Source organism: Sanguibacteroides sp. AM78-02pH3A (genome assembly GCF_027666085.1).
Classification (GTDB): domain Bacteria; phylum Bacteroidota; class Bacteroidia; order Bacteroidales; family Marinifilaceae; genus Gabonibacter; species Gabonibacter massiliensis.
Genome location: NZ_JAQEHX010000009.1, coordinates 16,321 through 28,696, shown reverse-complemented (window position 1 = coordinate 28,696; position 12,376 = coordinate 16,321). Strand labels below are relative to the sequence as shown.

Annotated in this window: 6 protein-coding genes; 3 read left to right on the top strand and 3 right to left on the bottom strand. The window is 42.4% G+C overall.

Going from position 1 to position 12,376, the window contains the following annotated elements; all coding sequences use genetic code 11:
• Window positions 1–248 precede the first annotated feature (248 nt).
• The 3 genes from PGR74_RS11915 (at window position 249) to PGR74_RS11905 (ending at window position 8,394) form a co-directional block, all read left to right on the top strand.
• Complete coding sequence (locus PGR74_RS11915) at window positions 249–2,879, top strand: zinc-dependent metalloprotease (protein ID WP_270517249.1); 2,631 nt, start codon at window positions 249–251, stop codon at window positions 2,877–2,879.
• 74 nt (window positions 2,880–2,953) lie between these two features.
• A complete protein-coding gene (locus PGR74_RS11910) occupies window positions 2,954–5,581 on the top strand; it encodes a zinc-dependent metalloprotease (RefSeq protein ID WP_270517247.1) in 2,628 nt (875 codons plus the stop codon).
• A 92-nt stretch (window positions 5,582–5,673) separates the two neighbouring features.
• A complete protein-coding gene (locus PGR74_RS11905) occupies window positions 5,674–8,394 on the top strand; it encodes a S9 family peptidase (protein WP_270517246.1) in 2,721 nt (906 codons plus the stop codon).
• A gap of 160 nt (window positions 8,395–8,554) precedes the next feature.
• Here PGR74_RS11905 and PGR74_RS11900 read toward each other — a convergent pair whose 3' ends face one another.
• The 3 genes from PGR74_RS11900 to PGR74_RS11890 are packed head-to-tail and all read right to left on the bottom strand — an operon-like array spanning window position 8,555 to window position 12,372.
• Entirely contained in the window at window positions 8,555–10,147 is a 1,593-nt protein-coding gene (locus PGR74_RS11900) for a PKD-like family lipoprotein (RefSeq protein ID WP_059025342.1), read from the bottom strand.
• A 21-nt stretch (window positions 10,148–10,168) separates the two neighbouring features.
• A complete protein-coding gene (locus PGR74_RS11895) occupies window positions 10,169–10,864 on the bottom strand; it encodes a DUF4843 domain-containing protein (protein ID WP_059025343.1) in 696 nt (231 codons plus the stop codon).
• Window positions 10,865–10,875: 11 nt separating this feature from the next.
• Window positions 10,876–12,372: a RagB/SusD family nutrient uptake outer membrane protein gene (locus PGR74_RS11890; protein ID WP_270517243.1), complete on the bottom strand. Its 1,497-nt coding sequence runs from the start codon at window positions 12,370–12,372 to the stop codon at window positions 10,876–10,878.
• Between the last annotated feature and the right edge of the window lie 4 nt (window positions 12,373–12,376).

Genomic DNA, 12,376 nt, shown 5'->3' with positions numbered 1-12,376 from the left:
CGGGAATAACATCCGGTTAACCGCTGTCCCGGAACTCCGTTTTGTTATAAGTTTAACGGAACGGGGTACTTTTGTTAAACTTATGTTATATATGTTATATTGCAAGTTTGTCTAAATTAAAATTATTTCATTTGTATAATGAGTTGTGATGCCGGATGTGTATGTAGAAAAGGGGTCTAACAAGGGCATGCGGCATGACGGATCGAACAATTAATGTGTACTATATTTTAAACCAAAATTGATTTATTATGAGACTGAAAACTATCGTTTTTGTTGTTGTCGGTCTTTTCTTGTTGCAAAGCAGTGTGACTTTTGCAGGAGAAAGGAAAAAAAAGAAATCGAAGGAAGAGAAAGTTGAAGTAAAGAAAGAGTCTGCTTATGACAAATTATTTAAAGGTCAGAAGTGCGAGACTGTAAAGGGAATGATTACCATTCACAAAATGGACGGGAAAGTTTATTTTGAATTTCCATTGAATTTATTGAATAAGGATATGCTTTTGGGATCAACGATTACCCAGATTACCAATAACGGTTTTGGTAGTGTTGGTGAAAAACCGTATGATCCTTTGCACATCACCTTTGTGAAAAGAGATTCTTCCATGAATCTTTGTGCCGTTAACACCAATTATACGACCAAAGATGAAAACATTGGCAAGCGGATTGAGGAGAGTACGATTCCCGCCGTTATGCAGACCTTTAAGATTATGGCTTACAATGCGGACAGTACGGCTGTCGTATTCGATGTGACGGATTATTTCCTTTCCAACGAAGATAACATCGGACCGTTCTCACCGTATGCTCCTATTTTATATCGTCGTCGTTTGGAGAAAGAGTTTAAAAAACAGGATTCCCAGATTACCGGTATTAAAGCCTATGCTGATAATGTTAGCGTGGAGTCTTCATTGAGTTATGTTGTCAGCGTAAGCGATCAACGTTACTATTATATTTATAAGGCTCCTTTCAATGCGGTAATGACCCGGAGTATTATCTTGCTGCCGGAAGAGCCGATGCGTCCCCGTTACGCCGATCCTCGTATCGGAATCTTCGTGGGAGGTCGTTCTGAATTTACGAGTGACGGTTCCGGTATACAGCCTCGTTATTTTGCTAACCGTTGGAGATTGGAGCCTTCTGACGTGGAAGCGTATAAGAGGGGAGAGTTGGTAGAGCCGGTAAAGCCGATCGTGTTCTACGTGGATAACACTTTCCCGGAAGCTTGGCGTAAATACATCAAAGAAGGTGTAGAGCAATGGCAGGCTGCTTTTGAAGCTATCGGCTTTAAAAATGCGATTATCGCTAAGGATTTTCCCACGGATGATCCTGAATTCGATCCGGATAATTTGAAATATTCTTGTGTGCGTTATTCTCCCTCCTGGACGGCTAACGCGATGGGACCCTCCTGGACGGACCCTCGTACCGGAGAGATTTTGAATGCTTCCGTATACCTGTATCATAACTTGATCGAGTTAGTACAGAACTGGCGTTTCATCCAAGGAGGACCTGCAGATCCTTCCGTTCGTAAAATGGTATTGGATGAAGAGACTTTGGGAGATTGCATCCATTATGTGGTAGCTCACGAGATCGGTCACTGTTTGTCATTGATGCATAACATGGGATCTTCTTCCGCTATTCCGGTAGACTCTTTGCGTTCTCCGTCGTTTACTCAAAAATACGGAACGACATACTCTATTATGGATTATGCCCGTAACAATTATGTAGCGCAACCGGGAGACGCCGAGCGGGGTGTGAAAATGACCCCTCCTGATTTGGGTGTTTACGATATGTATGCTATCCATTGGTTGTATACTCCGATATTCGAAGCTAAAACATCCGAAGAGGAGGTGCCTGTATTGGATAAATGGATTACGGAAAAATCCCATGACCCGATTTATCGTTACGGAAAACAACAGATCAATTACCGGATCGACCCGAGTGCTATGGAAGAAGATTTGGGTGACGATGCGATAAAGGCTGCTACTTACGGTGTGAAGAACTTGAAATATCTGATGAAAAACCTGAACAACTGGATCGGTGATGAAGATAAGGACTTCCGTTTCCGCGAGAATATTTATAATGAGGTGGTTTATCAATATTTCCGCTATATCAATCATGTGATTTTCAATATAGGTGGTATCTATTTGAACGAGCGTTATGCACAGGATGCACGTCCGAGCTATAAATCCGTGGAGACGGAGAAACAGAAACGGGCAACTCAATTTATGTTGGCTCAATTGAAAGATCTCGCTTGGTTGAATGACCAGTCTTTATTGAAGAATTTCGAAATCCGCAGCAATATCATTTCCGATATGGAAGATGCTATTTGGGAAGGTTTGACCAAACGTTTCGGTGCCGTTGCCATGAGTGCGGACAAAGCGGAGAAGAATCCTTACACGCAAAAAGATTATATGAAAGATTTGATGGACTTTGTATGGGCTCCTACCAAGCAAGGCAAATCATTGAGTAATATCGAGAAAAAACTGCAATTGAATTTTGTTTCTTTCACTATCGGAAATACCGGAATGAATATGATGAGAGGCAATTCTTTGAGTTTCCATGCCGAAGACCTGATGATTCAGGTTCCCGAATGTATAAAAGAGAAGAGCCGTAAAATGTATGGTGAGGTGTCCGAGCATTGGATGGGTATGTTCACGAACAAGAAAGAGATAAGTCATGACCATGTACAATGCGGTGGTGTCGAAAAACAAGGATTTGGTTGGTATGTGAGTGTTACACCTCCCTATGAACCGCTGGAACACCTTTACTTCAACGCGTTGCAAAATACGTTGACTTTATTGAAGAGTAAAGCGAATACCGGAAATGCAGATACGCGTCAACATTACAAATTGTTGATCTACAAAATAGAACAAGCGCTAAAAAAATAATTTGCGATAGAAGATCCGGGGCGGTATGTCGCCGAAATTCCCGGGTCTGAAATCATGAATCTAAAGTTTGATATATGAAAAAAGGAATATATTTATTGTTTCTTTCGTTTTTCTTGTTCGGTATCTGTACTCAAGTAGATGCCAAGCGGAAAAAAGAGACGAGCAAGGAAACCAAAAAAGCGACCGAGACAGCTTATGATAAGTTGTTCAGGGGAAAGAAATATACTACGGCAGAGGGGCTGATGAAGATTCATAACATGCAGGGAAAGATTTGGGTCGAATTCCCGGTTGCCTTATTGGATCGGGATATGGCATTGACCTCCTCTATCAGAACGATTAGCGATAACGGAGAGGGTGTTGTCGGACAGTTTGCCGGCCGTCCTATGCATTTGCGTTTTACCCGTCAGGATTCGTTATTACAAGCTCGGTTTCTTTTATTCAACATTCCTGTAAATACGGGAAAAGAGGTGAAAGCGAATCAGGCTTTGGTAGAATCCAATCTACCGGGTATTTTCAAATCTTTTAAAATTAAGGCTTACACTCCGGACAGTACGGCAATTGTTGTCGACATGACGGACTTGTTCCTGGAGCATTCCTATTATACCAATCCGTTTGCCGGCTATGCCGGAAACTCTTTTTTCGGTTTTGTGGCACGGACGCATAAATTCCAGGGTGACCGTTCTTCCATCTCCGGTATTAAGGCTTATGACGATAATGTCGTGGTGATGTGTAATATGGGGTACGATGTGGATCATTTGGTATTCGGGGCTTTCTTAATGAAAAAGGATGTTCCGGTAAGCGTAAACGTGGATAAAATGTTATCTCTTTTGCCGGAAGAACCGATGCGTCCCCGTATGGCCGATTCCCGTATCGGAGTCGCTTACACGGGAAAAACCGCTTATACCGGAGGAAGCGAAGGTTTCAAACCGATGTATTATACGAAACGCTGGAGAATAGAACCTTCCGACGAGATAAAATACCGGAACGGAGAGTTGGTTGAACCGAAAAAACCGATTGTATTTTATATCGATACGTTAATGCCTGCATTCTGGAAACCCTATATCAAGGCCGGTGTTGAAGAGTGGAATAAGGCTTTCGAGAAGATCGGATTTAAAAATGTATTGCGGGTAAAAGATTTTCCTGCTGATGATCCCACGTTTGATGCCAATAACATCAACTATAATACCATTCGTTACGCTCCCTTGTGGATGTATTTTATTCAAAACTCCATGTTTACGGATCCTCGTACGGGAGAAATTTTACAGGCATCCATGTATATTCACGATAATGTGGTTATCGGTTTGCATGAGGATCGTTTGATCACGACAATGGCTGCTGATCCTTCCGTTCGTACGTTCGATCCGACCCCGGAGTTGGATGGAGAGGCTCTTCGTTTGAAAGTGATGCAAATTGTTGGTAAATGTCTTGGTTTAACGGAAAATATGGGAGCTACGGCTGCCTATCCGACCGATTCTTTGCGTTCTGCTTCTTTCACCCAGAAGTACGGCTTGAGTCCTTCCATCATGGATTACTTCATGTTTAACTACGTGGCGCAACCGGGAGACGTGGAGAAGGGCGTTCGTTTAACGACTACCGGGATCGGGGCTTATGATTATTATGCCATTCAATGGTTGTATAAACCCATATATGAAGCTGCTACCCCGAAAGATGAAGAACCCGTGCTGGATCAGTGGATTCGTGAACACCAGGATGATCCGATGTATCGTTTCGGGATCAGACAAGCTTCTTACGCTTCTTATGATCCGACTTCGCTGTATGCCGATTTGGGGGATGATCCCGTGAAAGGATTGATTTATACCGTGAACAACCTGAAAACGTCTCTTCAAAATGTGTTTACCTGGTATGGGGGAGACAAGGACAGAAGTATGACGAAGAGACGTTCCATGTATTCCGGATTGACTTCCGCATTCAGGACGAAACTGGATTATGTTTTTGCCTATATCGGCGGTATGTACTTGACGGATAAACGTGCGGGAGATACCAAGCCTTCCTATCAGCCGGTACCGAAGGCAAAACAAAAGGAGATTGTGAAGTATTTGGTCGATCTTTCCCGTGATCTCTCTTGGTTGGATAATGAGGCGGTTTTGAAGGAGTTTGAAATCGGAGATAGAATAGCGTCTAAAAACGAGGAAGAGATCATTTACGGATTGTTGGATCGGATCCGGTTTATCGCCCTTTCGGCGGAACGGGGAGGAGACTATACTCCGGAAGAGTATGTAAATGATATTTATAATATCATCTGGGCTCCGACGATGAAGAATCAGAAATTGACCAATAAGGATATGAAATTACAGAGTGCCTTTTTGATGGGAATCATTACGACTTCTACGGTTAATATGTCTCCGGCCGTATTCGATGTTCCGAGGGAAGCCTTCCGTTTGGCCGATTTCGAGGATTTGAGTGTCCGGAGCATGTATCAGCATAATTTTGCTTTGCTTGAAAATGCCAAATTCCCGGTAGGGCCGATGAAAGAGGGTATGATGATTGCCGGAGAAAAAGAGGGATTCGGTATGGTGGATTATATCGAGGCAAAACCGTATTCTACCACTCATCTATTCTATAACATGCTTTTGAAAACAAAAGATATGCTGGCGCAGGCCGTGAACAGAAGTACAGGCGAGGCCAAATCTTATTATCAATTGTTATTGTTTAAGGTAGAGAAAGCTCTTGACCCGAAATAACTTTAATGCAGTATAAGATTACGGGCTGGCGGGTATATTTTTCGTACTTGGTCAGCCTGTATTCGTTTAAAGGTAAATCTAAATTGTATATTATGTGTTTAAAACGAATTTTCGGTGTATTGATCCTGTTGCTTGTCGTATGGGAAGCCGGAGCCCAAAAGAGGCCTTTGGATTTGGAGTCTTATAAACTATGGCGACGGGTGGAAGCTCAAAAGATGTCCGAGGACGGTAAATGGGTTACTTACCGTTTCGCGTATATTGACGGCGAAGGACATGATAAGGATGAACCGGTAACCTATTTACGCCATGTGGCGACCGGTAAAGAGTATGAATTGCGGAATGTTAATTACGTGAATTTCTTTAACGGGGGTAAGGGGTTGAAATATACCGTGAATAAATCTCCGTTGGATACCGCCAATCTGACATCCGACTCTACGATATTACTCTCCTTAAAGGACATGAAAAAAACGTATTGGGATAGGGAATATGCGTGTAATGAATCGCCCCGTTCACCGCTTATTACGTATACTTATTCTATCGGAGAAGCTGACGGGAAACCTGTTAACAGATTGGTAGTGTGGAATTTTGAGACAGGAGATTCCACGGTGCTCGACAGCATTGAATATCCCGTTTCTTATGACCAATACAAGACGATCGCTTACCTGAAGAATAACGGAACGCACAAGAGTCTTTACGTCGGACCGTTGAAAGGAAAGCATCGGTTGATATACGGGGACCCAAAGGCTCCGATAAAGAATTTCTCTTTGAAAATGGGAGGAAGAGAGGGTGTGTTTACGGTCGCTTCCGATACCTCCTATTTGAAAAATCCGGATCTACTGTATACGTTTTCTGTTGCCGATGGAAAATATAAATTGGTGATGGATTTGAAAGAGGTGGAATTACCGGGAGAATACAAGATCAGTCCCAGTACTTATACTGTTTTTAACCACGGTAAGTATATTTTAGTTGATGTAGAACCTAAGGTGAGAGAACCGCGTAAGCCTAAAGCAAAACCGGATACCAGTTTTGAATTGGAGTTGTGGAAATGGGACGATGAAGTTTCACAAAGCCGCCAAAGGCAGGGAGGGACCCGTCTCAGGAGGGAAATGCCGAAATATGTTTATCATGTGGAAGATAAAAAATGCATCGAGATCGCTCCGGCTGATATCGAGCGGATCTCTGCTCCCACCTGTGAGAATTATGAATATGTTATCCTTGTGGATGAAGCTCCCTATCGTAGGTTCTCCGATTGGAAAGACGGAGTGAACGCCGATTTGTATTTGGTCAGCTTAGAAACGGGGGAGCGTAAACCGTTATTTAAGGATTTCGAAGGACGTCCTGTCTGGAGTCCGAACGGACGATATGCCTTGCTGTATCGCGGGGTGGAAAAAGTATGGTACAAGTTGGATGTACGGACGGGAGAGTTGAGCGACATCTCTTCGGCCATCGGTTATCCGGTATACGATGAAGACCATGATAAGCCGAAACCTGCGGATGCTTACGGTATAGCGGGATGGTCGGAAGACGGGAATACCGTTTATCTTTACGATCGTTATGATATCTGGACCATTGATCTGACGGGGAAAAATAAAACCGTTTCCTTAACACAAGGATACGGACGCAAGCATAATATTATTTTGCGCTGGTTGAAAGCGGATTACGACACCAAAACGTTGGACGCAAGCCAGAGTCTGTTATTGCGTACGGTGAAGGTAAGTAATTTGGATATGGGAATATATCGTTTCTCTCCTAACGGAAAATTTAAGAAATTGCTCGAAGGACCTTTTTCCATTTATGTCAATCAATTTTCTACAGATGGAAAATCCTGTATCTTTACGCGACAGAGTTACACGGAATTCCGTGATTTATGGTGGAGTAAGTCCGATTTTACACACCCGAAACGTTTGACTTATGCCAATCCGCAACAGGAAAACTATAAGTGGGGTTCCGTTCGGTTGGTGGAATGGACCAATTACGAAGGAAAACCTAACCGGGGTTTACTCTATTTGCCGGAGGGGTACGATTCGACCAAAACTTATCCTACCATCGTGAATTTTTACGAAACTCACACGGGAGATATTCACATGTACCATGTCCCCGCTTTAAGTAGTGCCATGATCAACACGGTGACCTATGTAAGCAATGGTTATGTCGTCTTTATGCCCGATGTCCATTTTACGGTCGGGGCTCCCGGTGAGAGCAGTTATAATGCGGTAGTCAGTGGAACCCAGATGTTGATAGACAAGGGGATCGCCGATAAAGACCGGATAGGTATACAGGGGCATAGTTGGTCCGGATATCAGGTAGCTTATCTGGTGACGCGTACGAATATGTTTAAATGCGCTAATCCCGGAGCTGCCGTGTCCAGCATGGTTTCGGCTTATACGGGTATTCGTTCCGGCAGCGGGATGCCTCGTATGTTTATGTACGAAGAGACTCAGAGTCGTATGGGTAAACCGTTGTGGGGAGAAGGAAATACGGAGATGTATATTAAAAACTCCCCGATCTTTTTTGCCGATAAGATTGAAACCCCCTTGTTGATTTTCCATTGCGATGCCGATGAAGCCGTGCCCTATTCGGAAGGATTAAACCTTTTCTTAGCCATGCGTCGTTTGCAGAAACCGGCCTGGTTATTGAATTACAAGGGAGATCGTCATTTTATCTATAATCATGCTGCAGAGGTGGATTGGACTATCCGTTTGCAACAGTTCTTCGATTATTATTTGAAGGATGCGCCTATGCCTCGTTGGATGGATGAAGGAATTGACGTTAACGAGAGGGGAATTGATCAGAAATACGACTACGTGAAGTAACGGAAAAATCGATTCTACTAACGGGAGGTTGAATTCAAAAGCTTAAAACTTTTGAATTCAACTTTTTTTGTCTGGTTTCGTATCGATAATATGATTCTTGCTGAAATGAAAAGGGCAGCCTCATTGCGAGGCTGCCCTTTGCGCTATGTTAGAGAAATAATTATCCGAAGTCGCTTCCTATTCTAAAAAGAATATTAATAATTTTATCACCTAAGCTCGTTCCCTTGGGCATTTCCCAAAGTAGTTTTTCTTTTTCCAGATTCAAACCGTTCACTTCGAGTATAATGACCCGGCCGTTCTTAAGAACGATGCCTAATCTGTTTGAATTGTAATTTTCAGCGTTCATACAAGCAATTTCGCTGTCCTCGAAATGATAATACGGTTTAACTCCGTTTTCCGGGTTATTGAGATTGTAGATGAATAAATCTTTTCCTTGGGCAATCATCACGAAAGGTTTAGATTTATAGGGTAAGTTATAAATGACACAATCTTCGTATTTTAACGGGGTTCCGTCTGATGCTTGCCGAGGTAATTCCGCATATGCCGTGCCGGGGAATTCATAAGTTAAGCCGGTCGAGCTGTAATCTCTTTTGAGAATGAATTGTTCCTGGTAATACTTATTGGTTGTGTTGTCCTTCAATACTAAGAAATATTGACAAGAGGTATTACCTTGGAATATATAGCCACAATGAATCAAGGTGCTGTTTCCTAAGTTGTTTGCCGGTATGTATTGTTTGGGCCATCCGTCGTTAGGATCCGGCAACACTTCCACTTTCCCCATGGCATAAACATCCTGGAAAGTATTTTTTACGTCGAATACAACCAAGAATCTATTTTGAGGAGCTTGAGAAGTACCTTTTTCATGAACGAGACAATATTGAGTATCTCCGATTCTGGAGTGAATCAATTGTCCGTAAATTTCATGTTCCTCGATTTTCATAGGAGTCTGAATAAAAAATCCGGAATGAATCAATTCATTGGTTTGTTTGACACGCGAATAGATTTTGCCGTCGTGGTTCTGTAAAAGATCAACCCATTGCATAAACATGGCGTTTACCGGACGGAAGTCGACAGGGTAATTGCCTCCAATGAACGCTTGCTTCAAGTTTATATCTTTTTCGAATGTGGTGCTGTTAACATCGATATCGCCTTGTCCTCCTGATTGAAGTACCAGAAGTTGGGCGGGAGGTGTCGTACGGCGACCGAAATGTTCATGTAATTTTAACGGGCCGCTTCCCATCTCTTCCTTGTTTACGGTTTTATAGAGATTTTCGTAGATTCGATTGTGGTATATATTCGTCTCGTCATCTTGAATTTCACGAATATAACTTAAACTGGAATACCCGTTCTTTTCCGTTAAAATGTACCAACCGTTGTTGACGTAAGGAGTTGTAATATTCAACTGGGTCGTTTGCATGTATTGCACATTGTATTTGTGATCCGTGACCCGCAGTATGCAATAGGCTTTGGTCATGGTGTCGATAATCCATTCCAGATTCCGTTCATTGCCAATAACCTTACCTGCAAATGTCCATTCGTAACTTAACTCCACATTGCTGCTGTCGCCTTTCGAGTAAGTGAACTTCGGAACGATCCGTATGGTATCTCCGAGGGTCGGACTGGAGATATAGTTGAATTCTTCGATCTGAATCTCGTTCAGATCGGCGTAGTCGTAATTTCCTTTATCGTCGTAACATCCGATAAAACTCAGTATCAATACCGCAAGTGCATATATGATATTTTTCGATCTCATAATATTTTATTTATTATAAAGTTAGTAAGCCGGAACTCCATCTACCATCGGAAATTCATTGCCGTCCTTATCTTTTTCCATGATGTTGTTTTTAATCAGATATTCTTTGAATTTCAATGCAAGAATTCGAATTTCAGAAAAAGACATGTCGGAAAGATCGCTGACCTGGGTGGCAATAACAAAATGGTCGTATTTAGCATCGCTGTATTCTCCTAACAAAATCAACTCGACATCGTCTTTCCACCACAGCGGTTGGCTTTTAATATTGCTGAAAATAACTTTGATGTCCTGCTTGTTGTAAATTCCCGGTGAGAAATTTTCATTGGCAGTGATCCGGAAGGTAACTTTAAAGCTTCTTTCCGAAAGCTCCGGCCTGGCTTTTTTGATGTGGATATAGATGGTATCCTTATCTTGATTCGGAGCGAATTTCAATGTATTGGGTAACTCGTAATCCACGGGTAGCGCTGTTGTTAATGAATCGACGACAACCAATTTGTATTCCAGAGAGTCGTGAGACGGTTTACCGATTAAGGCAATTTCAAACGGAACGTCCAGTTCATTCGTGAGATAATGGGTAAAGGAGATCACGGCAGAATCCCGTCCTTCATCATTGGGGAAATAGAGATAGCGTGCTTCCCCTTCGTAGATGGGGGTTTCATTTGTTTCACAGCCGATTAATGCTGCAAAAAAAGCGAATAACAGAATATATTTTTTCATGGTATAGATGTTTAATTGATGAGTTCATTATCGGGTAATGGAATAACAAATCCGTTATCGGGCATCGTTCTGACCGGCTTTATGTTTAAACGTTTGTAGTAGTAAAAGAGCTGGCCTTCTTGCATGAATTCTCTTTTGGCTTCTTTTATTAATTCCTCCAGGAAACTATCTAAATCGTTGATTTTGTTGTTAAGGCCTTCTCGTTCGCATCCCCGAGCTTCTCTTAAATCGTCGAGGGTTTTCAAAGCTTCGGTTTTGTCGTTATTTCTGAAAAGATATTCGGCTTTGATATAGTACATTTCACCAAGACGAATCATCGGAATCATGTCGGCACTTCTGCTGTAATTGCCTGCACTTCCGGTAGGTTCTAACAACTTGTTGCAAGCTCTGTAACTTCCGATCAATTCCGTTACGGCATTTCCGCGGCAATCTCCTCCGTCATCGAACATCGTTTTCAGATCGGTAGTTTTGGTCATAAGGGTGAACTCTATACTGTTGTCATTGTAATTATTGACCGATTTATACCGATCCAATAACAGCGTGTTAGATAATGTAAATATGATTTCTTCGTACATTTTACGATCCTTGTTGCTTTCGACATCATAAGCATCGGTAAAACTATATACTTTGGTATCCCAGCTTCCGTAAGCGGCATCGATTACTTCGTTTGCTTGTTTGTAGGCCTCTTCGTGTTTGCCCATGTAATTGTAGACGCGGGCTAATAAGGCCGTTACCGCGTAATAGTTCATGCGATATCCGCGATACCTGTAAAATAAATCTTTAGGGACATAACTGCTTTCACCTGAAAGATAATACCTGTATTGTGCCATGTTTAGCATATCCACATGAGCGGGGATCGTGTCGAAAGAACCCACGAGGTTTTTTGCTTTTAGCAAATCCTGTTCGACCAGGTTCAGTATTTCGGTCACGGTTCTATCCGGCTCGAAAGTAGAGGGATATTTACTGAAATAAGGGATGTAACCTCTATCGTCGTTTTTGGCTGCTTCCGGCGAAGGAGCGAAAAGACGTAACATGTCGAAATGGAGTAGGGCTCTCAAGGCCAATGCTTCTCCTTCGATTAGGTTTTTCTCTTCCTGAGCTCCCGGAAAAATCAGGGGATCGGTTGTCTGTAGTTTCGTAATCAGGTTGTTACAATTAGCGATGCAATTGTATGTTTTCGTCCAGATGCCTTCAGTGATAGGCTTTACCCTTTTGTCGGTATAAGCATAGCTATCCGCAATTTTGCGATAGGCGGTAGAGCTTTTGAAGCGGGATTTGTAATAAAGTTGTCCCATGACATCGATCAAGCCCCAACTCATCTCTTGTCCGTACATGTCGTATGAGGACATTTGGCGATATACTCCGTGTAGTGCATTTCGATAACCTTCGTAAGTCGAGAAAAGTTCTTCTTCCGTTACGGTATCTTGCGGGTCGACGTCTAACCAATCATTACAGGAATTCAGCACGATCGGTAAAATACATATGATTAAGAATTTCTTTAATTTCATAACT

Excerpts from the sequence above, each read along its gene's own strand:
- PGR74_RS11895 (WP_059025343.1), bottom strand. The coding sequence starts at position 10,864 with ATGAAAAAATATATTCTGTTATTCGCTTTTTTTGCAGCATTAATCGGC.
- PGR74_RS11905 (WP_270517246.1), top strand. The coding sequence starts at position 5,674 with ATGTGTTTAAAACGAATTTTCGGTGTATTGATCCTGTTGCTTGTCGTA.
- PGR74_RS11915 (WP_270517249.1), top strand. The coding sequence starts at position 249 with ATGAGACTGAAAACTATCGTTTTTGTTGTTGTCGGTCTTTTCTTGTTG.
- PGR74_RS11900 (WP_059025342.1), bottom strand. The coding sequence starts at position 10,147 with ATGAGATCGAAAAATATCATATATGCACTTGCGGTATTGATACTGAGT.
- PGR74_RS11890 (WP_270517243.1), bottom strand. The coding sequence starts at position 12,372 with ATGAAATTAAAGAAATTCTTAATCATATGTATTTTACCGATCGTGCTG.
- PGR74_RS11910 (WP_270517247.1), top strand. The coding sequence starts at position 2,954 with ATGAAAAAAGGAATATATTTATTGTTTCTTTCGTTTTTCTTGTTCGGT.